This is a genomic window from Micromonospora sp. NBC_00421 (genome assembly GCF_036017915.1).
Lineage (GTDB): Bacteria > Actinomycetota > Actinomycetes > Mycobacteriales > Micromonosporaceae > Micromonospora.
Genome location: NZ_CP107929.1, coordinates 6,440,126 through 6,460,451, shown reverse-complemented (window position 1 = coordinate 6,460,451; position 20,326 = coordinate 6,440,126). Strand labels below are relative to the sequence as shown.

The following is a 20,326-nucleotide window of genomic DNA, read 5'->3' as shown; positions in this document are numbered from 1 at the left end:
CTCCCAGTACGGCTAGCGGAACCTCAGCGCGGTCGGCCCCTGCACCTTCGAACCACGACGCTGCTTCGCCGGCATCGCGGCGAGTTTCTCGCGCAGTTCGACGGCGTAGGCGGCGAGCGCCTCGACCAGGTCGGGCACCGAGGCGTGCGGAGGCTGTACGTCGACCCGCAGGCCGAACTCCGTCGCGGTCTCCGCCGTCTTGGGCCCGATGACGGCAACAACGGTACGCGCGTGCGGCTTCCCGGCGATACCTACCAGGTTGCGTACTGTCGATGAAGACGTGAAGAGCACCGCGTCGAACCCGCCCGACTTGATCGCGTCCCGGATCTCGGCGGGCGGCGGGGCGGCCCGGACCGTCCGGTACGCGGTCACGTCGTCGACCTCCCAGCCGCGCTCGGTGAGCCCGGCGGCGAGCGTCTCGGTGGCGATGTCGGCGCGCGGCAGCAGCACCCGGCCGACCGGGTCGAGGATCTCGTCGTGCGGGGAGAACTCCGCCAACAGCCCCTCGGAGGACTGCTCCCCGGCGGGGATCAGCTCCGGCTGGATGCCGAACGCACGCACCGCGTCGGCGGTGGCCTCGCCGATGCAGGCGATCTTGACGCCGCCGAAGTGCCTGGCGTCCAGGCCGTGCTCGGCGAACTTCTCCCAGACCGCCCGGACCGCGTTGACCGAGGTGAAGATCACCCAGGCGTACCGGCCGTCGACCAGACCCTTGACCGCCCGTTCCATCTGGGCCGGGGTACGCGGCGGCTCGACCGCGATGGTCGGCACCTCGCACGGGATCGCCCCGTACGCGCGCAGCCGGGCACTCATCGCCCCGGCCTGCTCCTTGGTCCGGGGGACCAGCACCTTCCAGCCGTACAGCGGGCGGTTCTCCCACCAGCTCAGCCTGTCCCGTTGGCCGACGCCCTCGCCGACGGTGAGCACCACCCGGCCGGTGAAACCGAGCGCCGCCGCGACGAACGAGTCCACGCTCGACGTGGTGGTGTACTGCGTCTCGCCGGTGCCGTCGCCGGTCACCCCGACCCCGGTGGTGCCATTCACCCCGGCGGCCAGCAGGCCGTCCCGGACGGCGGCCAGGTCACCGGCGTCGACCGCCAGGGCCAGCGAGCCCCGGCCGACGGCGGCGGCGAGCGCGTCGAAGTCCAGCGTGCCGACGTCCTCGACGTCGGCGGCGGTGCGTACCCCGGGCAGCGGTACCCCGGCGTAGGTGGCGACGCCCTCGGCCTGACCGACGCCCGGCACCACCTCGAAGTGCGCGGCGGTACGCGCGACCGCCTGCACCTCCTTGACCACCGAGTCGTGGCCGAACGGGTCACCGGCGACCAGGTGCACCGCGTTCAGCCCGGAGCGGGCCGCGCTGATGAGCATCTTGGCAACGTCGCCCGGCACGCCCTCGGCGGGGCTGAACTGGGCGTCGGACCGGGCCTGGGCACGCACGACGTCGAGCAGCGACTCGGGGACTCCCCGGTCGTACACCACCTGGTCGGCGTCGACCAGGGCGTCGTGGGCCCGGCGGGTCAGCAGCCCCGGGTCACCGGGACCGGCGCCGACGAACGCGATGCGGCCGACGGGCTTACGGGTGCGGGTCATTCTGTGCTCCCAAATTGCTGGGTCCCCGGGCCGGTGCTTCCTTCGTGGCCGAGGATCGAGTCGGCGCCGAGTTCGAGGAGTTCGGCGGCGAGTGCCTTGCCGATCTCCGCCGCGTCGGCGGGCGTTCCGGTGCGGGACAGCCGGAGGTCTCGGGAACCGTCCGGGCTGATCACCGCCCCGCGCAGGTAAATCTCGTGGACAACATCGCCTTCGGCACCCGAGCCGGTTGGCTCGCCTTCGGCGACGACGGCGTAGGCGGCGACCGGGGCGGAGCACCCGGCCTCCAGGGTGGCCAGCAGCGCCCGTTCCGCGGTGACCGCGGCCCGGGACGGTGCATGGTCGAGCACGGCGAGCAGCTCGACCAGGTCGGATTCGTCGACCCGGCACTCCACGGCCAGCGCACCCTGGGCGGGCGCGGGCAGCATCAGCATCGGGTCGAGCGTTTCGGTGATCACGTCGGTCCGGCCGAGTCGGGCCAGCCCGGCCCGGGCCAGGACGACCGCGTCGAGATCGGCGTCGGGGCCGAGCACCCGGCCGAGCCGGGTGTCGACGTTGCCCCGGATCGGGGTGACCTCCAGTTGCAGACCGAGGGCGTGCAGCTGGGCGATTCGGCGCAGCGCGCCGGTGCCGACCACGGCCCCGGGCGGCAGCTCCGCGAGGGTACGACCGCCGGTGGCGACAAGCGCGTCCCGTGGATCCTGCCGGGGCGGCACCGCCGCCACGGTCAGCCCACCAGCCTCGGCGGTGGGCAGATCCTTGTAGGAGTGCACGGCGAGGTCGATGGTGCCGGCGGTCAGCGCGTCGCGCAACGCCGAGACGAAGACACCGACGCCGAGCCGCTGCACAGGCGCGGACGAGCGGTCACCGGCGGTGACCACCTCGACCAGCTCGACGGCGCGTCCGGTCGCCGCGGTGATCGCCTCGGCGACGTGACCTGATTGGGCCAGGGCCAGGGCGCTGCCCCGGGTGCCGAGGCGCAGGGGGACAGTCATCGCGCACCTCCGGTGGACGGCTGGTCGGTGCCGCTCGTCGGCACCCCGGCGACCTCGAACGAAGCACGGCCGTCGACGGTCTCCACCACGTCGGGGACCGAGTCGACTCCGGCGGTCTGCGGCACCTCCAGGTCGAACAGCTCGCGCAGCAGGGCGGCGTACTGGTCGCCACCCGGTTCGGCGGCGAGCTGGCGGACCTTGACTGTCGGCTGGTGCAGCAGCCGTTGCACCACCCGGTGCACGGTCCGGGCGACCTCGGCGCGCTGGTCGTCGCTGAAGTCCGGGCGACGCTGGGCGAGCCGGCGCAGCTCGGCGGTGACCACGTCGTCGGCGCGCCCCCTCAGAGCGGCCACGGTGGGTGCCACGTCGGCCCCCCGCAGCCAGCTCAGGAACGCCTCGACCTCGGCGGCCACGATCCGGCTGACCTCGGCGGCGTCGGCGGCGGCCGGGCCGTCGGCGAGCAGGGTGGCCATCCGGTCGATGTCGATCACCTCGACGCCGGGCAGCTCGGCCACCTCGGGCGCGACGTCGCGGGGCACGGCGAGGTCGAGCAGGACCAGCGGCCCCCGGTCCGGGGCACGGCGGGCGAGCGCCCCGGCCACCACGTCGAGGGTGAGGACCGGTTCGGTGGCCGCGGTGGCGGCCACTACGATGTCCACTGTGGAGAGCGCGGGGACGAGGTCGGCCAGCGGGACGGCATTCGCCCCGTACGACTCGGCCAGCCGGACGGCCCGATCGGCGCCCCGGTTGGTGACGGTGAGCGGGCCGGCGTCCCGGCGGGACAGGGTCGCCACGCTCAGCGCGCCCATCGCGCCCGCGCCGACCACCATGGCCGGCCGTCCGGCGAGGTCGCCGTCGAGCAGCTCGGCGGTGAGGTCCAGGGCGGCGGTGACGACGCTCTGCCCGGCCCGGTCGATGTCGGTCTCGGCGTGCGCCCGCTTGCCGACCCGCAACGCCTGCTGCATCAGCTCGTGCAGCAGCCGCCCGGCGGTGTCCGCGCCGGAGGCCCAGTGGTAGGCGTCCCGGAGCTGGCCGAGGATCTGCGCTTCGCCGACCACCATGGAGTCCAGCCCGGCGGCGACCCGGAAGACGTGGTCGACGGCGGCCGAGTCGTAGTGCACGTAGAGGTGGTTGGCGAACGCGGCGGGCGGGGCACCGGCCTGCTCGGCGAGGACGGCGCAGATGTCGCCGAGGCCGCCGTGGAAGCCGGACACGGCGGCGTACACCTCCACCCGGTTACAGGTGGAGACGAGCACCGCCTCGGCGACGTACGGCTGGGCGACCAGTCGGTCCAGGGTTCGGGTGAGGTCGGCAGGGGCGACCGCCAACCGCTCCAGGGTGACCACGGGAGCGGTGCGGTAGGACGCGCCGACGACGAGCAGCTTCACGTGCCGATCGCCTCCTGGGTGTCGGGGGTCGCGAGCCCGCCGGACAGCGCGGTGAGGGCGGAGCCGCCGGTGGCGGGCAGCGCGGTCAACGACGCCTTGCGGTGCTCGTGGAAGGACAGGATCTGAAGCTCGATGGCGAGGTCCACCTTGCGCACGTCGACGCCGTCCGGCACCGAGAGTACGCAGGGCGCGAAGTTGAGGATGCTCGTGACGCCGGCGGCCACCAGCTGCTCGGCCACCGCCTGGGCGGCCGGGGCGGGGGTGGCGATCACGCCGATCGAGATCGCCTCCTCGGCGGCGACCCGGGGCAGGTCGTCGACGTGTCGCACGGCCAGCCCGTTGATCGTCTCACCGACCCGGGACGCGTCGGCGTCGAAGAGCGCCGCGATCCGGAAACCCCGGCTGGCGAAGCCGTCGTAGCCGGCCAGGGCGTGACCGAGATTACCCACCCCGACCAGGGCGACCGCCCGGCGTTGGGTGAGCCCGAGCACGAACTCGATCTGGTCGACCAGCAGGGCGACGTCGTAGCCGACCCCCCGGGTGCCGTACGAGCCGAGGTGGGAGAGATCCTTGCGGAGCTTGGCCGAGTTGACCCCGGCAGCGCCGGCCAGGCCCTCGCTGGACACCGTCTCGTGCCCGGCGTCGGCCAGGTTGTGCAGGGCGCGCAGATACTCGGGGAGCCGCGCGACGGTCGCCTCCGGGAGGTCCGGGAGCGCCGGTACGGCACCGGCGCGATCGGACGCGCCTGGGTGACGGTGCTGACTCATGAGACTCCGTGCGGTGCGATCCTCGGCCGACTCCGGTGCCCGGCCCGTTGGGGACCCCCGCCGGTGGCCGGGAGAACCGGCCGTGCTAGCAGGGCGCGTCAGAACTACAGAGTAGGCGCTTGTGAAGACGTGCACAAATCGCGATCTTGCTGACTCGTGGCACCCCTCCACCGGTTCCTCCGTCCCACAAGATCGATCCGGCACCACAGCGGGCCGCCGCGCGATTATTGCTCAATCCCGACTTCACTCACCAATCGCGCGCAGCCGCTGACCCACCGTGATCCGCGCCACCCCTAGAGCTGAGGGGTGGTCAGGTCGCGTAGCAGCCGTTCCTCCTCCACCCGCCAGTAGCCGTGCTCCTTGCCGTCGAGCAGCACCACCGGCAGCCGGTCGCCGTATTCGCGCTCCAGCTCGACGTCGCCGGTGACGTCCTTCTCCACCCAGCGGTCACCGGTGACCGCGACCACCCGTTCCAGGGCGGCCTTCGCGTCCTCGCACAGGTGGCAACCGGGCCGGGTGATCAGGGCGAGCCGGGCATCGGTGGACATCGAAACCTCCGGGTACGGGCGACCGGGCTCGGCCGCGGTCGGGGGACATGCGGTGGACGGACCGCCGCGCACCCGGGAGCCGGATGCCCGGCGCCACGCCACGCCCGCCCAGTCTCGCCCGTCCACGGGTGCGGCACACCCCGGACGGCCCAGCCGGTCGCGACGGAGGTGCCGCGCGGTGGCTGAGTCTGACACGCCGCCGGCCACCCGGCCAGGCCCACACACCGCGCGGTCACACAGCGTCAACCGGAAGCACCTATCGGGCTGCCCGGTCGACGTCCGGACCACCATCAGACGGGTCGGGAAGGGCCGGTGGCCGGACCGTCGGTGCGCTCCGCAGACGGCCGGACGCCCCTAGCCTGACCTGGGCTTTCCAGCCGTAAGCAAGGCTTGACGTGAAAGTCAACCGACGGCGACGGACAACCGGTCCGCCAGGTGTGCGCGGGTCGCGCAAATACTTTGGCCCTGTGTAACGGACTTGCCACACGCGGGTGACGTTGGCCCTATCATCACTCGGGTCGGCTCACCCCATTTGCCGTGAGTCGACACCCCTCAGCCCGAGGAGGCCCCCGTGCCTGTGCGCGCATTGGACCAGCACCTCAAGGGGATCTGCCGCGCGCCGGCACACCCCCACACGGCCCTGCCCGTCAAGGGCAGACCCGGCGCGGCGACCCACCGCCGCCAGCCGGGCCCGGTCGTGTCGCGCCGCGGGGAGGCCCGGTGACCGCCTTCGGTTATGCGGACCGCCCCACCGGCCTGACCGGGCCGTCACCCCGGGCGTCGGTCAACGAACGGGCCGACCCGGCCCGCCCCGAAGCCGCGTCCCGCCGGGTCCACCAGCGTCCGCACCCCAACGAGGCGGCACCCCGGTCCGCCGCGCCCGGCGGCAACGCCACTCCGGCCGGCCGGGTGACCTCGCCCGCCCGGCCGCCCACCATGCCGACGCAGAGCAGACGGGTCGGCGACCCCCCCACCGCGACCGACCCGGCCAGCGGGGAGACGGCGGTGATCCCGGCCGCGCCGGCCGACGACACCGCGCTCATCCCGGCCGTCCCGGCGGACGACACCGCGCTCATCCCGGCCGTCCCGGCCGACGACACCGCGCTCATCCCGGCCGTCCCGGCCGAGGGTCCGTCGGCTGCCGGCCCGCCCGCCGACGGCCCGCCACCCACCGGCACCTCGCCCACCGGCTTCCCGAGCCGGCCCGACCCGTCCGACCCGGCCACCGAGGTCTGGATGCTTGTGGAACGGGCGCAGGCCGGCGAGGCGGCGGCGTTCGGACTGATCTACGACCGGTACGTCGACACGGTCTTCCGGTTCGTCTACTTCCGGGTCGGCAACCGCCAGTTGGCGGAGGACCTCACCTCCGACACCTTCCTGCGCGCCCTCAAGCGGATCGGCAGCTTCACCTGGCAGGGCCGCGACCTGGGCGCCTGGCTGGTGACCATTGCCCGCAACCTGGTCGCCGACCACTTCAAGTCCGGCCGCTACCGGCTGGAGGTGACCACCGGCGACGTGCTCGACGCGGACCGGGAGGACCGGGGACCGGAAGGCAGCCCCGAGGCGGCCGTGGTCGAGCACATCACCAACGTCGCGCTGCTCACCGCCGTCACCCGGCTCAACCCGGAACAGCAGGAGTGCATCGTGCTCCGCTTCCTCCAGGGCCTCTCGGTGGCCGAGACGGCCCGGGCGATGGGCAAGAACGAGGGTGCGATCAAGGCGTTGCAGTACCGGGCGGTCCGGGCGCTGGCCCGGCTACTGCCGGACGGCTTCCAGCCCTGACCTGGGACAACGATCACTCTTCGTGATTTCGCTGTCGGCCGCCCCGTAACCGGGGCCCGGCGCGGAGCGTTTCTCCGGGTGCGGCCGGTGGTTGTCCCGGCGCCCCTGACCCGTCCCGGTCCGGAGCAGCGCCGTCGACCACGACCCTGGTACGACGGTGCACGGCGCCGCCGGTCGCTGGGAACCACCGCGGCCGACCGGCCGTCACCAGCGAGAGGGGGTGCCTGCGGTGGACAGCGACCTCTTCTCCCGTCGTCGGGCCGTACGCTTCGCCCAGCTTCTCGACGAAGCCAACGGCGGCCGACGCCACCATGTACGGTCCCGCGCCGACGACCAGCTCACCGCGCTCGTCGCGGTCGGGCAGCGACTCGTCGCCGAGCGACCCGACGTCCAGGTCGATGCCGGGTTCCGCACCGGCCTACGCGCCATGCTGATCGCCGCGGCCGAACGGGAGGGCGCCGCCGAGCCGGGTGCCGACGTCGCGCCGCAGGCCACCGGCCGGGGTTCGCTGCTGGGCGGGGCCACGGCGCGGCGGGCCCGCGCCCGGGGCGCCATCCTGGTCGGCATCGCGGCCGGAGCGGTCGCCGTCTCCGGCATCTCCGCCGCCAGCGAGAACGCGGTGCCGGGCGATGCCCTGTACGGCATGAAACGCTCCACCGAACGGGCCCAGCTCGCCCTGGCCAGCTCGGACATCAGCCGGGGGCAGCTCTTCCTCGACTTCGCCCGGACCCGGCTCGACGAGGCGGCCACCCTCCGCGACGACGCGACCGGGTTCAGCGCGGTGCTCGACGACATGGACGCCGACACCCGGCAGGGCGTACGACTGCTCACCGCCGGTGCCGCGCAGCACGCCGATCCGGCGGCGCTGGACGCGGTGAACACCTTCGTCGCCGGGCAACGCCGAGCGGTGGGTGGCCTGCTCGACGGGGCCGGCTCCGCCGAGCGGGAGCGCACCCGGCAGTCGCTCGCCCTGCTCGACGCCATCCGCAAGCGCTCCGACACGTTGCGCGCCGCGATCGCCTGCGGGCTGCCCGTCCCGGTGGTCAGCGACGCCCTCGGCCCCACCCCGGCCAGCTGCCCGGTCGACCGCTGACCGGCGGCCGAGCCGCACACCACAGTTCCCGCTTCGACGGGTCGACCCGGGCCAGCCCCGGACTAGGCTCGACAACGTCAGAGAGTCGACTCGACGACGTCAGGGCCGGCCCGACCACACCAGATGGGCGGCTCGACCACGCCGAGGGCGGCTCGACACGTCAGGGTCGGCGCGACGGCGCGGGAGGGAGGTGCCATGGCCGGCAGTCGCCGGGTCACGGTCAGCACCGACCTCCACGGGCACACCGCCGGCTGGGCCGAAGCGACGGCGTCACCCGTACCCGCACGGACGGATACCTGTGCCGCCGCCTTCTTCGACGTCGACAACACGATGATGCAGGGCGCGTCGATCTACTGGTTCGCCCGTGGGCTCGCCGCCCGCAGGTACCTCACCACCGCAGACGTGGCCCGGTTCGCCTGGCAGCAGGCCCGGTTCCGGTTGCTGGCCACCGAGCACGCCGGTGACATGTCGCAGGCCAAGCAGGCCGCCCTCGCGTTCGTCGAGGGTTGGCGGGTCGACGACGTCGAACGCCTCGCCGAAGAGATCTTCGACGAGTTGATGGCGCCGCGGATCTGGGCCGGCACCCGACGGCTCGCCCAGCGTCACCTGGACGCCGGCCAGCGGGTCTGGTTGGTGAGCGCCGCGCCGGTGGAGATCGGCCGGGTGATCGCCGCCCGGCTCGGCCTTACCGGCGCGGTCGGCACGGTCGCCGAGATCGTCGACGGGGCCTACACCGGCCGGCTGGTGGGTGACCTGATGCACGGGCCGGCCAAGGCCGAGGCGGTCACCCAGCTCGCCACGGTGGAAGGCCTGGACCTGACCCGCTGCACCGCCTACAGCGACTCCCGCAACGACCTGCCGATGCTCGACGCGGTGGGGCGGGCGGTGGCGGTCAACCCGGACGGCGCGCTGCTACGCGCGGCCAGGGAACGGGGCTGGGAGGTTCGTGACTTCCGCACCGCCCGGCGGGCCGCCAGGATCGCCGTACCGTCGACGGCGGCGGTCGGGCTGCTGGCCGGCGCGGTCTCCGCCGGCCGGGCGCTGCACCGACGTCGCCGCCCGGCCTGACCCCGGACCACCGCACCGCCCGGATCGCCGCACCGCCCGGATCGCCGCACCGCCCGGATCGCCGCACCGCCCGGACCACCGGCGGCGTGCCCCGGGTCAGGGGCCGAACGGATCGGGGCGGCGTTCCAGCAGCTGGTGCAGGGTCTGCTGGATGGTCTCGCGGACCTGGTCGGCGAGGTTGAACACGACGAGCGGGTCGTCCGCCGAGTCGGTCAGGTGGGCGGTCGGGATGGGCGGGCAGAACTCGATCAACCACTTGCTCGGCAGCGGCACCATGCCCAGCGGCCCCAGCCATGGGAACGTCGGCGTGACCGGGAAGTAGGGCAGCTTGAGCAGTCGGGCCAGCGGCTTGATGTCGGCAAGCATCGGATAGATCTCCTCGCCGCCGACGATGGCGACCGGGACGATCGGGGTGCCGGTGCGCAGCGCCGCCGAGACGAAGCCGCCCCGCCCGAAGCGTTGCAGCTTGTAGCGGTCGGAGTAGAGCTTGCCGATGCCCTTGAAGCCCTCCGGGAAGACGCCCACCAGTTCGCCGTTGCCGAGCAGCCGCTCGGCGTCCGGGTTGCAGGCGACCGTACCGCCGGTCTTGCGGGCCAACTCGGAGACCACAGGCATCCGGAAGACCAGGTCCGCGCCGAGCAACCGCAGGTAGCGGCGGGCGGGATGCTGGTCGTGCAGGGCGGCGGAGAGGATCAACGCGTCCAGGGCCACCGTGCCGGAGTGGTTGCCGACGACCAGGCCGGCCCCGTCCGCAGGTACGTGTTCCAGGCCGGTGACCTCGGTGCGGAACCAGTCGCGGTAGAGCAACCGCAGCAGCGGGTGGAAGACCGCCCCGGTCAGCTCCGGGTCGAAGCCGAACTCGTCCACCTCGTACTGGCCGGAGAGGCGTCGGCGGAGGAACGCCAGGCCGCCGGCGACCCGACGGTCCCACTGGTCACCGGGCCGGTCCGCCACCGAGGGGCCGCCGTCGGCCGGGGCGGGCAGGGCCGGAGCGGGGAGGGCCGCGGCGGGGAGAGTCGGGTCGGTGGCCGCACCGTCGGGGGCCGCACCGTTGCGGGCGGGTGGGGCGGTCACGGATGGCGTGGTGAGTCGGCGGTGGCCGTTCTGCTCGGTCACGTGCGTTCCCGGACGGCGGAACGGACCTGCCGGATGCTCTCCAGCACCACCTGCTCGGCGGCGGCGAGCTGGTCCCGGCTGACCACGACACCACCGTGGTGGGCGCGGATGAAGTCGTCGAACGCGACGGCGGTGGAGCGCGGGGTGAAGCCGTACTCCCGGGTCAGTCGGCCGGTGTCGACGACCCGGCCGTGCACGATCAGGTCGACCTGGTCGAGGCCGTAGCGGCCGAAACCGAGGTTACGGGCGACCGCGGCGGCCCCGGACAACCCCGGCTCCCACACCGGCACGGCCACCCGGCCGGCCCGGCGGATCGCCTGCGACAACGAGAGCACCCCCGGCCCGGCGACGTTGTACGTCCCCGGGTGGTCCTCGGCGATGGACCGGTGCAGCACTTCGAGGGCGTCGTCGAAGTGCACGAACTGCAGCCGGGGATCGCGGCCGAAGACGGTGGGCACCACCGGCCGGGAGAAGTAGCGGGTGAGCGTGGTGTCGGCGGTGGAGCCGATGAACGGGGCGAAGCGCAGCACCGTCGCGGTGACGTCGGGCCGACGGCGACGGAAGCCGCGAACGTACCCCTCGATGTCGAGGATGTCGCGGCCGAAACCGCCGCGCGGCACCTCGCGGGGCTCGGTCTCCTCGGTGAAGACCGCCGGGTCGCGGAAGGACGCGCCGTAGGCGGCGGTCGACGACCGGACCACGAGCTTGCGCAACCGGGGCGCCCGCTGGCAGGCGGCGAGCAGCTGCATGGTGCCTATGACGTTCTGTTCCTTCATCGCCGACCGACCGCCGTGCTGCGGGTCCGGGGCGGTGGCCAGGGCCAGGTGGACCACGGCGTCGACGTCGAGGTCGGCCAGCAGCCCGCCGAGCGAGTCGAGGTCGAGGCGGATCCGTTCGACCCGGTCGAGCAGGTCGGTGAACTCGGGGCCGGGGGTGGCCGGGTCGATGCCGATCACCCGTTCGATGCGGGGGTCGGCGGCGAGCCGGGCGGCGACGTGCGCACCCAGGTAGCGGCCGACCCCGGTGACGACGACGACCCCCGGAGCACCTGAGGTGCCACCGGGGGTCATCGCGCACGCCCTGACCGGCAGGAGGGACCGAGCCGGGATGTCCGCGGCCTGATCACCTGAGCCTCCGAGGGTCGACAGTTGGCAAGTGACACCGAGCGCCGGGTGGTGGCCCGGCGTCGGGTCACTTGCCGAGACGGCGACGCTGGACGCGGGTCTTGCGCAGCAGCTTGCGGTGCTTCTTCTTAGCCATGCGCTTGCGGCGCTTCTTGACCACCGAGCCCATACGACAGCCTTTCAATGCAACGTTCGGGGCGGACCCTCGGCGTCGAGATGGTGACGCCGGTGGCCGCTTGCGGACAACGGACCTGGACCAGCGTGGTGGCGGCGGGGCGCACCGGCGTACGGTCAGGATCGGCTCCAGGGTAGCCGGAGCGCGTCGGCCGGACCAACGCGCCCCCGTCGATGCCCGTTACGTCACACTCGGCGAGGTCAGGCGGTCTCCTGGAACGCCCCTCGCAGATAGTCGTGCACCGCGTGCTCGGGCACCCGGAACGACCGGCCCACCCGGACGGCGGTGAGTTCACCGCTGTGCACCAGGCGATAGACCGTCATCTTGGACACCCGCATCACCGAGGCGACCTCGGCGACCGTGAGGAACCTGACGTCCGACAGCCGACCGTCGGAGGACTGCGACCCGGCCATGGCTCACCCGACCCATCCCATGCCCGGCGCGCGCCACCCGACGGAGCTCCCGTACGGGCCGGCAACGCGCGTGTTACCAGTACGGTAGCGGGACGGCTGTGACCTGCGCGATCCCTTCCCGCAACTGATCCTGGGACGGACCTCGTTCACCCGGTCGTGACCAGGCGTTTCCACCTCGACGCGGGTCACGTCCGGGTGCGGACGTAGTCGACGCACTCGTCGTGCAGCGGCTGCCACGGCTCGCCGAACACCTGCACGGACGCCTCCTCGACGGTACGGCCCCCGGGCAGCACCGCCCGGAAGAAGTCCAGCATCCGCTGCTCGCCGTACCTGTCCACGAGGTGCCGGACGGCCAGGTAGCCGATGCCGTAGGCGGCCCCCGCCCGGTCGGCCGGGGCGTCGTCGGCCGGGGCGAGACCGGCCAGCCGGCCGTCCCAGCCCCCGGTGACGAACCGGTGCACCTCGTCCAGCCCCTCGTAGCGGTCGACCGGGGTGTGGTCGGCGGCGGCGTACTCGGCCAGCCCTTCCACCAGCCACCAGGTCCGCCCACCGGAGTAGCCACCCCCGGGCAGCGAGGCGGCGTGGGTCAGCTCGTGCCGGAGCAGCTCGCCGGGGCCACCTGTGGTGAGCGCGGCGGCGTTGAGCACCACCTCGTGCCGCCCGTCGCCGACGGTGACCGCGTACCCGGCGGTCCACCGGGGACGGCCACCGCCGTACCAGCGCGTCCACTCGGCCCGGCCGGCGTAGAAGACCCGGTACCGGTCCGGCGGTGGGCCGGCCACCGCGTACCGGTCGGCGACCTGCGCCGACGCCTCGGCCGCGGTGAGCAGCTCGGGCAGCCGCCCACGGTACGCCGGGGTGGTGGCCACCACGGTCCGTGGGCCGACGGCGGTGACCAGTTCGCTGACCTCCCAGGGGCGCGGGCCGGTCCGCCCGGCCCGGGACTCCTCGACGGCGGCCAGGACCAGGGTGTCGCCGGACTCGCGCCACCGGGTCTGCACCCGCACCGGGTCGGGTCGGCAGTCCGGCACGACGAGGCAGTACCGGAAGGTGACCGGCTGCCGCCACCGGCCGGGCTGACCGCCGACGGCGACCGGCGGCCCCTCCGACTCGGCCCGCCACACCGTCACCCGCAGCGCCCGCAGTGCGGAATAGCGGCGGGCCAGGTCGGACCGGACGGACCGGTCGGCGATCGCCAGGAAACCGGTGCGGTCGCCGCGCAGCAGAGCGGCGGCCTGCCGGTCGAGCTGGCCGGCGAGCTGCCGACCGACGAGCGCGGCCCGACCCGCCGGGTCAGCCTGGCCGGCCGGGGTTACCGGGTCCGACGGGGCGGCCCGGCCGGCGGCCGGGTGGGCCGCAGCCGGGCGGTCGGTGTCCCGATCGGCCGCGCCGGCCAGTAGCGCCACCGGCAGACCGCAGGCGAGCAGGACCAGGACCACCGCCGGTGCCGTCCACCACGGCCACCGTGGGCGACGGCGCGGGGCGTCCTCGGTCACCGGCGAAGGGTACGACGAATCGGACGAGTCAGCCAGAGTCACCCGCGCGGCGCCCCCGGCTCGTCTCGCCGGCTCACCTCTGCGGGCTGGACGCCCGCCGGCTCACTTCTTCGAGGCCAGCGCCCGGCCGAAGAAGACCAGGTTGGCGGGACGCTCGGCGAGGCGGCGCATCAGGTAGCCGTACCAGTCCTGCCCGTACGGCAGGTAGGTGCGCACCGTGTAGCCCTCGCCGGCCAGTCGGGCCTGCTCCTCGGGGCGGATGCCGTACAGCATCTGGAACTCGAACTCGTCAGGCCCCCGGTCGAACCAGCGGGCCCGGTCCTCGCCGATGGCGATCAGGCGCGGGTCGTGGGTGGCCAGCATCGGGTAGCCGCTCCCGGACATCAGCACGTTGAGGCAGCGCACGTACGACTTGTCCACCTCGCGGGCCGACTGGTACGCCACCGACTCCGGCTCGGCGTACGCGCCCTTGCACAGCCGTACCCGCGACCCGACGCCGGCCAGCTCCCGGCAGTCCGACTCGGTGCGCCGCAGGTACGCCTGGAGCACCGCACCTGTCGACGGGTGGTCCTTGCGCAGCTTGACCAGCGCGTCCAGGGTCGAGTCGGTGGTGGTGTGGTCCTCCATGTCCAGGGTGACGGTGGTGCCCGCCTGCGCGGCCGCCACACAGATCGCCCGCGCGTTGTCGTACGCCAACTGCTCGTCGAAGCGCTGGCCGAGGGCGGACAGCTTCACGCTCACCTCGGCGGCCGGGGTCAGCCCGGCGGCGGCGAGCGCCCGCAGCAGGGTGAGGTACTCGTCCCGGGTGGCGGTGGCCTGGTCGGGAGTGACGGTGTCCTCGCCGAGGTGGTCGAGGGTGACAGTGAGGCCGTCGGCGACGAGGGCGCGGGTCGCGCGCAACGCGTCGTCGGTGCCGGTGCCGGCGACGAACCGCCGGACGACGTCCCGGGTCAGCGGGGCCGTCGCGACGAGCCGCTCGACCTGGGATGACCGGGAGGCGGCGAGGATGACGGAACGGAGCATGAGCCGAGCGTATCGCCCGACGGTACGGCCGCGCCCGGCGGCGGCCGGACCGCACCGGGGCAGGTCCCAACCGCATCACAGGCTCCGGTCGGGGGGCGCGGGGATGGCATGGATCGGTTACAACCATGAACGTGGAACGACACCCCCGCCGCCGGCTGCGGTCGGCCTCCGTGCAGCTCGGTGCGCTCACCGCGCTCGCGCTCGCCCTCTCCGGCTGCAACCTGACCTCCGACGACGACGATGACGACTGCGCCCTCGGGCCGGTAGGCGGCGGGGACACCGTGGCACTCGCCATGCAGGTGCCGACCGTCGGCATCGATCCCCGGGCCGCGGCACCCGACCCGGTGGCCGGCGCGCTACCGGACCGCGGCGGCTTCGGCACCCATCTCGCCTCCTGCGGCGGCTGACGGTGCGCCGCGAGCGGGTCGCCCCCCGCCCGGACTTCGCCTCGGTGATCCGCAGCCAGGGCCTGGTGTACGCCGACACCGAACTGCCCGACGGCGAGCTGATGTCGTACTGGGACGAGTCCGCCGCGTACGCCTTCGACCTCGACGAGGTGCTGCGGCTGGAGAAGGCGACCGAGGAGCTGCACCGGATGTCGGTGGCCGCCGCCGAACACGTGGTGGCCCGCAACCGGTACGCCGAGTTCGGCATCCCGGCCTGGGCGGCGCAGGCGGTGGCCCGGTCGCTGCACGAACGCCCACCCACCCTGTACGGCCGGTTCGACCTCGCCTACGACGGCTCGTGGCCGCCGAAGCTGCTGGAGTACAACGCCGACACCCCGACCGCCCTGGTCGAGGCGAGCATCGTCCAGTGGTACTGGCTGGAGGACACCCGCCCCGACGCGGACCAGTGGAACAGCCTGCACGAGCGGCTGGTGGGGGCGTGGGCCAAGATCGGCGCCGGGTTGCACGACCGGCGGGTGCACGTGTGCTGGTCCAACGAGGAGGAGTCCGGCGAGGACCAGATCACCGCCGGCTACCTGGCCGAGACGGCCCGGCAGGCCGGGCTGGACGTGACCCTGCTGCCGATCCAGCACGTCGGCTGGGACGGCAGGCGTTTCGTCGACGCCGCCGACCGACAGGTCACCACCTGCTTCAAGCTCTACCCGTGGGAGTGGATGCTGGCCGAGCCGTACGGCCGTCCGGCGCTGGACCCGGGCACCCCGACCACCTGGATCGAGCCGGCCTGGAAGCTGCTGCTGTCGAACAAGGCGCTGCTGGCCGTGCTCTGGGAGCTGTTCCCGGGGCACGATTACCTGCTGCCGGCCTACCTGGACTCGCCGCGCGGGATGCCGGAGTACGTGGCGAAGCCGCTGCTCGGCCGGGAGGGTGCCTCGGTACGCATCGTCACCGGCGACACCGAGATCAGCAGTCCGGGGATCTACGGCGACGAGGGCTTCTGCTATCAGGAGTTCCGGGCGTTGCCGCAGTTCGACGGCTACCGGATGGTGCTGGGCAGCTGGATCGTCGACGGCGAGTCGGCCGGGGTCGGCATCCGGGAGAGCGAAAGTCTGATCACCGACGGTTATGCGCGTTTCCTGCCGCACTACATCGACGCACCGCGTGTTCCATGAGTCGTCTACCGTTGGTCGGGTGAACTTCGACGCGTACGCCCGGACCGGGGTCGACCTCGTCAACTCCCGGCTGGACGACCTCGACGACCTGCGGGCGCTCATCCCCGACGACAACGCGTGGATGCGCGACGAGGTCGCCGACCGGGACCTGGCGATCTTCCGGCGGGCGCGCAAGCGGCTGCGGGACGTCTTCGAGTACGGCACCTCGGGGCGTGACGCGCAGGCGGTGGCCGAGTTGAACGCCCTGCTGGAGGCGTTCCCGGTGCAACCGCGCATCTCCGGTCACGACTCCAGCGACTGGCACATGCACGTGACCAGCCGGGGTGCCTCGGTCGCGGCGGAATACCTGGCCGGCGCGGCGTGGGGCCTGTCGGTCTGGCTCTGCGAGTACGGCAGCGCCCGGTTCGGGGTCTGCGCCGACGAGCGCTGCGGCAACGTCTACCTGGACACCTCGTCCAACTGCTGCCGCCGGTTCTGCTCGGAACGCTGCGCCACCCGCTCCCACGTCGCCGCCCACCGCGCCCGCAAACGCGCCGCCACCCCCATCCCAGTCCCCTAACCCCCACCCCACCCCACCCCCACCCCCACCCCACCCCCCGCCCCGCCCCCCGCACGAGTTGATCAAGAGGTTTACGTCAAATCTGTGGCTGAACATGACGCAAACCTCTTGATCACCGGGGCGAACCGGGGCCGGGGGGGGCGGGGCGAGCCGGGGGAGCTGGGGGAGCCGGGGCCGGGGGGAGCCGGGGGTCAGGCGTTGAGGGGGGTGGGGGCGGTTAGGTGGGCGCGGGCGAAGTCCAGGGACTCGCGGAGGTCGGCCTCGCGGACGGCGCGGCTCTTGGCGCCCCGGGTGGTCACCTCGACGGCTACCGAGCCGGAGAAGCCGCGGCCGGCCAGGGAGCGGAGCAGTGCGGCGCAGGGCTGGGTGCCCCGGCCGGGCACCAGGTGCTCGTCGCGCCCCTCGCCGGTGCCGTCGCCGAGGTGGACGTGGGCCAGGCCGGCTGCCATCCGGTCGGCCATCGCCAGCGGGTCGCTGTGCGACGCGGCGCAGTGCGACAGGTCGAGCGTGTACGAGGGGTAGCCCACCTCGGTCGGATCCCAGCCGGGCACGTACGGGACGAACTGCCGCCCGGCCATCCGTACCGGGTACATGTTCTCCACCGCGAAGCGCACCCCGCCGAACCGGCCGGCGACGGTGTCCAGCCCGTCGGCGAAGTTGCGGGCGTAGTCACGCTGCCAGCTGAACGGCGGGTGCACCACCACCGTCGGCGCCTCCAGGGTGTCGGCCAGCTCGGCGGCCCGGCGCAGCCGCTCCCACGGGTCGGGGCTCCACACCCGCTGGGTGACCAGCAGGCAGGGAGCGTGCACCGACAGCACCGGGACGCCGTAGTGCGCGGCGAGGCCGCGCAGCGCGCCGGCGTCCTGGCTGACGGCGTCGGTCCAGACCATCACCTCGACCCCGTCGTAGCCGAGTGCCGCGGCGAGCTGGAACGCCGCCGCGGTCCGCTCAGGAAAGACCGAGGAACTGGACAGGAGCACCGGGACGCGGGAAGTCACATCCCCGAGGGTAGCCCGGTCCGCCACCGCAGTTCCGGACGAGCAACCGCAAAAGCCGCGGAACGCCCGGCGTACGTCACATCGGTTCGAGCTGATCCAACCGTCTGAGGATGACGCCCTCACGCAGCGCCCACGGGCAGATGTCCACCGCCTGCACGTCGAACCGGCGCAGCACCGCCTCGGCCACCACCGCGCCGGCCAGCAGTTGGTGGGCCCGGCCGGCGCTCACCCCCTCCAGCTCGCAGAGCTTGGCCGGTGGGATGTGCCGGACGAACCCCAGCACCTGCCGCACCCCGGTCCTGGTGAGGCTGCGCCGGGCCCACAGGCCCGCCGAGGAGGGGGCCGCCCCGGCCAGCCGGGCCAGCGTCCGGAACGTCTTGGAGCTGGCGACCGGACGGTCCCAGCCCACCCCGGCCAGCTTCTCCACCACCGGGTCGAGCTGCGCGTCGACGTACTCCCGCAGCTCCTCCACGGCCTCGGCGGTCGGCGGTGTCGACCCCGCCGGGTCGACGTGCAGCCGTTCCCGGCTCAGCCGGCCGGCCCCCAGCGGCAGCGACACCGCCACCTCCGGGTCCTCGTCGATGCCGGCGGCCAGCTCCAACGAACCGCCGCCGATGTCCATCGCCAGCAGCCGCCCCGCCGACCAGCCGAACCACCGCCGGACCGCGAGGAACGTCGCCCGCGCCTCGTCCGCGCCGGAGAGCACCTCCAGCCGTACGCTGGTCTCCTCGCGCACCCGGGTCAGCACCTCGGCCGCATTGGTGGCGTCGCGTACCGCGCTTGTCGCGAAGGCCAGCAGGTCGTCGGCGGCCAGCGCGGTGGCCGACGCGCGGGCCGCCCCGACCGCCTCGACCAGCCCGTCGGCGCCGGCCCGGGTGAGCGCGCCGTCCGGGCCGATCTGCTCGGCCAGCCGCAGCACCACCTTCTCGGAGTGCGCCGCCCACGGATGCGCGCCGTGGTGGGCGTCGACCACCAGCAGATGAACCGTGTTGGAACCGACGTCGAGCACACCCAGCCGCATGAGGAGACCCTAGGGCCAACACGTTTCCACGGCTCGCCGGCCCGGGTAACCAACCCCGCGTACCCTGGTCCGGGTGACGAGCCAGGTGGAGCTGCGTGTGCTGGTGGACGACCCCGGCGACCCCCGCAGCCGGGAGGTCGGGCTGGACTTCCCCCGGGAGTGGATCGAGTTCGTCGACCCGGCCGACGAGCGGCACCTGGTCCGCGCCGACCTCACCTGGCTGCTGTCCCGCTGGACGTGTGTCTTCGGCCAGGGCTGCCACGGCATCGTCGCCGGCCGGGCCGCCGACGGTTGCTGCTCGCACGGCGCGTTCTTCACCGACGCCGACGACGAGAAGCGGGTCCGGGCCGCCGTCAAGCGGCTCACCCCGCAGACCTGGCAGCACTTCCGCCGGGGTACGAAGAACTGGACCGAGACCGACACCATCGACGGCAAGAACCCGGCCCGGCGTACCGCCACCCGCAGCGAGGACGCCCCGTGCGTATTCCTCAACGACGCCGACTTCCCCGGTGGGGGCGGTTGCGCGCTGCACGGCCAGGCGCTGCGCGACGGGGTGCACCCGCTGGAATACAAGCCGGACGTCTGCTGGCAGCTGCCGGTCCGCCGGGACCAGGAGTGGACCACCCGGCCCGACGACACCAAGGTGCTGGTCTCGACGCTTGCGGAGTTCGACAGGCGGGGCTGGGGCTCCGGCGGGCACGACCTGGACTGGTGGTGCACCTCGTCGACCGACGCGCACGTCGGCACCGAGGCGATGTACCTGTCGTACGGCCCGGAGCTGACCGCGCTGATCGGCGCGCCCGCGTACGCGAAGCTGGCCGAGCTGTGCGCGGCCCGGCTGGGCCAGGGCCAGATCGCCCCGCACCCGGCCAGCCCGCAGCGCTGAGCGTGGTGCTCCGCCGGCCTACGGCTCGAACTTGTAGCCCAGCCCGCGCACGGTGACGATGAACCGGGGCGCGGACGGCTCCGGTTCGATCTTGGAACGCAGCCGCTTGACGTGCACGTCAAGGGTCTTGGTGTCACCGACGTAGTCGGCGCCCCAGACCCGGTCGATGAGCTGCCCCCGGGTGAGCACCCGGCCGGCGTTGCGCAGCAGCAGCTCCAGCAGCTCGAACTCCTTGAGCGGGAGCTGCACGGCCGCGCCGTCGACGGTCACCACGTGCCGTTCGATGTCCATCCGGACCGGGCCGGCGGCCAGCGTCGGCGCACCCGACTCGGTCACCTCGGGGCTCTGCCGGCGCAGCACCGCCCGGATCCGGGCCACCAGCTCCCGGGGCGAGTACGGCTTGGTGACGTAGTCGTCGGCGCCGATCTCCAGCCCGACCACCTTGTCGATCTCGCTGTCCCGGGCGGTCACCATGATGATCGGCACGTGCGAGCGCTGTCGCAGCTGCCGGCAGACCTCCGTCCCGGACATCTCCGGGAGCATCAGGTCGAGCAGCACGATGTCCGCGCCGGTCCGATCGAACTCGGTGAGGGCGGAGGTGCCCGTCGCGGCGACGGACACCTCGAAGCCCTCCTTGCGGAGCATGTACGACAAGGCGTCGGAGAACGACTCCTCGTCCTCGACCACCAGTACGCGGCTCAACGGGGT

The 20,326-nt window shown here is 73.4% G+C and carries 21 protein-coding genes; 7 read left to right on the top strand and 14 right to left on the bottom strand.

Annotated features, from left to right (window positions below; translation table 11 throughout):
* Positions 1-12 precede the first annotated feature (12 nt).
* From OHQ87_RS27755 to OHQ87_RS27735, 5 genes are all read right to left on the bottom strand, one after another.
* Complete coding sequence (locus OHQ87_RS27755) at positions 13-1,593, bottom strand: uroporphyrinogen-III synthase (RefSeq protein ID WP_328342632.1); 1,581 nt, start codon at positions 1,591-1,593, stop codon at positions 13-15.
* A complete protein-coding gene (hemC, locus tag OHQ87_RS27750) occupies positions 1,590-2,585 on the bottom strand; it encodes a hydroxymethylbilane synthase (protein ID WP_328342631.1) in 996 nt (331 codons plus the stop codon). The genes OHQ87_RS27755 and hemC overlap by 4 nt, the downstream gene beginning before the upstream one ends.
* The gene (locus tag OHQ87_RS27745; RefSeq protein WP_328342630.1) at positions 2,582-3,973 is read right to left on the bottom strand and encodes a glutamyl-tRNA reductase; all 1,392 of its coding nucleotides are present in this window, start codon (positions 3,971-3,973) and stop codon (positions 2,582-2,584) included. The genes hemC and OHQ87_RS27745 overlap by 4 nt, the downstream gene beginning before the upstream one ends.
* Positions 3,970-4,740 (bottom strand): redox-sensing transcriptional repressor Rex, encoded by a 771-nt coding sequence (locus OHQ87_RS27740; protein WP_328342629.1) that lies wholly within the window; start codon positions 4,738-4,740, stop codon positions 3,970-3,972. The genes OHQ87_RS27745 and OHQ87_RS27740 overlap by 4 nt, the downstream gene beginning before the upstream one ends.
* A gap of 293 nt (positions 4,741-5,033) precedes the next feature.
* On the bottom strand, positions 5,034-5,288 hold the full coding sequence (locus tag OHQ87_RS27735; protein ID WP_328342627.1) for a glutaredoxin family protein: 255 nt from the start codon (positions 5,286-5,288) through the stop codon (positions 5,034-5,036).
* A gap of 720 nt (positions 5,289-6,008) precedes the next feature.
* Between OHQ87_RS27735 and OHQ87_RS27730 the strand changes: the two genes are divergently transcribed.
* From OHQ87_RS27730 to OHQ87_RS27720, 3 genes are all read left to right on the top strand, one after another.
* Entirely contained in the window at positions 6,009-7,070 is a 1,062-nt protein-coding gene (locus OHQ87_RS27730) for an ECF subfamily RNA polymerase sigma factor, BldN family (RefSeq protein WP_328342625.1), read from the top strand.
* Positions 7,071-7,299: 229 nt separating this feature from the next.
* A complete protein-coding gene (locus OHQ87_RS27725; protein ID WP_328342623.1) occupies positions 7,300-8,163 on the top strand; it encodes a DUF5667 domain-containing protein in 864 nt (287 codons plus the stop codon).
* 123 nt (positions 8,164-8,286) lie between these two features.
* Entirely contained in the window at positions 8,287-9,231 is a 945-nt protein-coding gene (locus OHQ87_RS27720) for an HAD family hydrolase (protein ID WP_442930611.1), read from the top strand.
* Positions 9,232-9,327: 96 nt separating this feature from the next.
* On the opposite strand, the gene OHQ87_RS27715 is transcribed toward OHQ87_RS27720, so the two are convergent.
* The 6 genes from OHQ87_RS27715 to OHQ87_RS27690 form a co-directional block, all read right to left on the bottom strand.
* On the bottom strand, positions 9,328-10,185 hold the full coding sequence (locus OHQ87_RS27715; RefSeq protein ID WP_442930862.1) for a lysophospholipid acyltransferase family protein: 858 nt from the start codon (positions 10,183-10,185) through the stop codon (positions 9,328-9,330).
* Positions 10,186-10,343: 158 nt separating this feature from the next.
* Positions 10,344-11,417: an NAD-dependent epimerase/dehydratase family protein gene (locus OHQ87_RS27710; protein ID WP_328342620.1), complete on the bottom strand. Its 1,074-nt coding sequence runs from the start codon at positions 11,415-11,417 to the stop codon at positions 10,344-10,346.
* 121 nt (positions 11,418-11,538) lie between these two features.
* Entirely contained in the window at positions 11,539-11,640 is a 102-nt protein-coding gene (locus tag OHQ87_RS27705; protein ID WP_007465623.1) for a 30S ribosomal protein bS22, read from the bottom strand.
* A gap of 206 nt (positions 11,641-11,846) precedes the next feature.
* A complete protein-coding gene (locus OHQ87_RS27700; RefSeq protein ID WP_088646105.1) occupies positions 11,847-12,059 on the bottom strand; it encodes a helix-turn-helix domain-containing protein in 213 nt (70 codons plus the stop codon).
* 185 nt (positions 12,060-12,244) lie between these two features.
* Positions 12,245-13,555 carry a hypothetical protein gene (locus OHQ87_RS27695; RefSeq protein WP_328342616.1) on the bottom strand — a complete coding sequence of 437 codons (1,311 nt, stop codon included), beginning with the start codon at positions 13,553-13,555 and terminating at the stop codon, positions 12,245-12,247.
* Positions 13,556-13,657: 102 nt separating this feature from the next.
* Entirely contained in the window at positions 13,658-14,578 is a 921-nt protein-coding gene (locus OHQ87_RS27690; RefSeq protein WP_328342614.1) for a proline dehydrogenase family protein, read from the bottom strand.
* A 125-nt stretch (positions 14,579-14,703) separates the two neighbouring features.
* Between OHQ87_RS27690 and OHQ87_RS27685 the strand changes: the two genes are divergently transcribed.
* From OHQ87_RS27685 to OHQ87_RS27675, 3 genes are read left to right on the top strand one after another with little or no spacing between them, the layout of a single operon-like run.
* Entirely contained in the window at positions 14,704-14,985 is a 282-nt protein-coding gene (locus OHQ87_RS27685; RefSeq protein WP_328342612.1) for a hypothetical protein, read from the top strand.
* A 2-nt stretch (positions 14,986-14,987) separates the two neighbouring features.
* Positions 14,988-16,154: a glutathionylspermidine synthase family protein gene (locus OHQ87_RS27680; RefSeq protein WP_328342610.1), complete on the top strand. Its 1,167-nt coding sequence runs from the start codon at positions 14,988-14,990 to the stop codon at positions 16,152-16,154.
* Positions 16,155-16,173: 19 nt separating this feature from the next.
* Positions 16,174-16,713 (top strand): CGNR zinc finger domain-containing protein, encoded by a 540-nt coding sequence (locus tag OHQ87_RS27675; protein WP_328342608.1) that lies wholly within the window; start codon positions 16,174-16,176, stop codon positions 16,711-16,713.
* 191 nt (positions 16,714-16,904) lie between these two features.
* On the opposite strand, the gene OHQ87_RS27670 is transcribed toward OHQ87_RS27675, so the two are convergent.
* Together OHQ87_RS27670 and OHQ87_RS27665 are read right to left on the bottom strand one after the other, a co-directional pair.
* The gene (locus tag OHQ87_RS27670) at positions 16,905-17,711 is read right to left on the bottom strand and encodes a sugar phosphate isomerase/epimerase family protein (RefSeq protein WP_328342606.1); all 807 of its coding nucleotides are present in this window, start codon (positions 17,709-17,711) and stop codon (positions 16,905-16,907) included.
* A gap of 76 nt (positions 17,712-17,787) precedes the next feature.
* Positions 17,788-18,732, bottom strand: coding sequence for a Ppx/GppA phosphatase family protein (locus OHQ87_RS27665; RefSeq protein ID WP_328342604.1), 945 nt, complete (start codon positions 18,730-18,732; stop codon positions 17,788-17,790).
* A gap of 73 nt (positions 18,733-18,805) precedes the next feature.
* Here OHQ87_RS27665 and OHQ87_RS27660 point away from each other — a divergent pair, with 73 nt between their 5' ends.
* Complete coding sequence (locus tag OHQ87_RS27660) at positions 18,806-19,618, top strand: hypothetical protein (protein WP_328342603.1); 813 nt, start codon at positions 18,806-18,808, stop codon at positions 19,616-19,618.
* An 18-nt stretch (positions 19,619-19,636) separates the two neighbouring features.
* On the opposite strand, the gene OHQ87_RS27655 is transcribed toward OHQ87_RS27660, so the two are convergent.
* A complete protein-coding gene (locus OHQ87_RS27655) occupies positions 19,637-20,320 on the bottom strand; it encodes a response regulator transcription factor (protein ID WP_067314784.1) in 684 nt (227 codons plus the stop codon).
* Between the last annotated feature and the right edge of the window lie 6 nt (positions 20,321-20,326).

Excerpts from the sequence above, each read along its gene's own strand:
- OHQ87_RS27690 (WP_328342614.1), bottom strand. The coding sequence starts at position 14,578 with ATGCTCCGTTCCGTCATCCTCGCCGCCTCCCGGTCATCCCAGGTCGAG.
- OHQ87_RS27665 (WP_328342604.1), bottom strand. The coding sequence starts at position 18,732 with ATGCGGCTGGGTGTGCTCGACGTCGGTTCCAACACGGTTCATCTGCTG.
- OHQ87_RS27740 (WP_328342629.1), bottom strand. The coding sequence starts at position 4,740 with ATGAGTCAGCACCGTCACCCAGGCGCGTCCGATCGCGCCGGTGCCGTA.
- OHQ87_RS27735 (WP_328342627.1), bottom strand. The coding sequence starts at position 5,288 with ATGTCCACCGATGCCCGGCTCGCCCTGATCACCCGGCCCGGTTGCCAC.
- OHQ87_RS27720 (WP_442930611.1), top strand. The coding sequence starts at position 8,287 with ATGGGCGGCTCGACCACGCCGAGGGCGGCTCGACACGTCAGGGTCGGC.
- OHQ87_RS27685 (WP_328342612.1), top strand. The coding sequence starts at position 14,704 with ATGAACGTGGAACGACACCCCCGCCGCCGGCTGCGGTCGGCCTCCGTG.
- OHQ87_RS27700 (WP_088646105.1), bottom strand. The coding sequence starts at position 12,059 with ATGGCCGGGTCGCAGTCCTCCGACGGTCGGCTGTCGGACGTCAGGTTC.
- OHQ87_RS27705 (WP_007465623.1), bottom strand. The coding sequence starts at position 11,640 with ATGGGCTCGGTGGTCAAGAAGCGCCGCAAGCGCATGGCTAAGAAGAAG.
- OHQ87_RS27755 (WP_328342632.1), bottom strand. The coding sequence starts at position 1,593 with ATGACCCGCACCCGTAAGCCCGTCGGCCGCATCGCGTTCGTCGGCGCC.
- OHQ87_RS27710 (WP_328342620.1), bottom strand. The coding sequence starts at position 11,417 with ATGACCCCCGGTGGCACCTCAGGTGCTCCGGGGGTCGTCGTCGTCACC.
- hemC (WP_328342631.1), bottom strand. The coding sequence starts at position 2,585 with ATGACTGTCCCCCTGCGCCTCGGCACCCGGGGCAGCGCCCTGGCCCTG.